This window comes from Vibrio sp. YT-18 (genome assembly GCF_033337345.1).
Classification (GTDB): domain Bacteria; phylum Pseudomonadota; class Gammaproteobacteria; order Enterobacterales; family Vibrionaceae; genus Vibrio; species Vibrio alginolyticus.
In genome coordinates this window covers 1-1,289 of the sequence record NZ_JAWOQO010000134.1, presented here as the reverse complement: position 1 = coordinate 1,289, position 1,289 = coordinate 1, and the positions used below count along the sequence as shown (strand labels likewise).

Genomic DNA, 1,289 nt, shown 5'->3' with positions numbered 1-1,289 from the left:
CGCTGTTTCGCGCGTTTTGTTCGTTTGAAAGGGTTGACCAATAAATACAGCATCAGCGTGAGCACCAAGAAAGGTAAGATGATTCTTGATGTGGAAGACGACGGTGAAGTGACGGTCAACATGGGTGTGCCAGAGTTTGAACCGAACAAAATTCCGTTCAAAGCGAAGCAGAAAGAAAAAACCTACATCATGCGCGCGGGTGACAAGACGCTGTTTTGTGGTGCCGTCAGCATGGGTAACCCGCATGTGGTGACAGTAGTGGATGACGTGGATACCGCAGATGTGGACACTCTAGGTCCGCTGCTTGAATCACACGAACGCTTCCCTGAACGTGTGAACGCTGGCTTTATGCAAGTGGTGAGTCGTGACCACATTCGTCTTCGAGTTTACGAGCGCGGCGCAGGGGAAACACAAGCTTGTGGTAGCGGCGCATGTGGCGCGGTGGCTGTGGGTATTTTGCAAGGACTTTTGGATGAGAGTGTGAAAGTATCGCTACCTGGTGGTGAGCTGCATATTTCTTGGCAAGGCCCGGGCAAACCACTCTTTATGACCGGCCCTGCTACTCACGTATTTGATGGTCAACTGTCGTGCTAGTCAAAGAAAAAGGAAACGGTTTGTCTCAAGTTGAAGCTGACGCATTAACTGCAGAAGTGGTGGCAGAATACCTAAAAGATCACCCTGACTTTTTTGTTGAGCGCCCTGAGCTGGTGGATCGTCTGTCTTTTCCACATTCGGATTTAGGTACGGTTTCGTTGGTGCATATTCAAATGAATCGCCAGCGTCAGCGTATTGAAGAGCTTGAAGAAGAGATCACCACGTTAATGTCGCTTGCGGCAAACAACGATCGTACCTTCTACGAGTTCATGGATTTGCAGGGCTCGATTCTAAAGTGTGGTGACTTCAAGCAAGTTATTAGCGCGATAGAGCTAAAAGCCAAAGATCTCGGACTGCGTGCGTATGTTCGCTTGTTTAGCCAATGCGATGCATCGACGCAACTTAGCAAAGAACATTACCAGCGTTTTGCGACCAACCACCTAAATGGCAAAGAGGCTTATTTGGGCCGCTTGCGTAAAGTGGATCGTGAAGCGTTGTTTGGCAATATGGATGTGCCAGAAATGGGTTCCTATGTGGTACTGCCGCTGGTGAAGAAGCAGACGCTTGGCGTGCTTGCGTTTTCTAGCGAAGATGGCGGTCATTTCCAACCAGACATGGATACCTTGTTTTTGCGTCACCTATCATTAGTAGTGGCACATCTTGCTCAAACATTGGTATGGCAAAGTTACGATGAC

2 protein-coding genes are annotated in these 1,289 nt (G+C 48.8%); both read left to right on the top strand.

Going from position 1 to position 1,289, the window contains the following annotated elements; translation table 11 throughout:
• Nucleotides 1-594: diaminopimelate epimerase (gene dapF / locus R7M72_RS24920; protein WP_318056439.1), on the top strand; the 594-nt coding region annotated here is incomplete at its 5' end.
• Nucleotides 588-1,289: DUF484 family protein (locus R7M72_RS24915; RefSeq protein WP_318056438.1), on the top strand; the 702-nt coding region annotated here is incomplete at its 3' end. The genes dapF and R7M72_RS24915, both read left to right, overlap by 7 nt.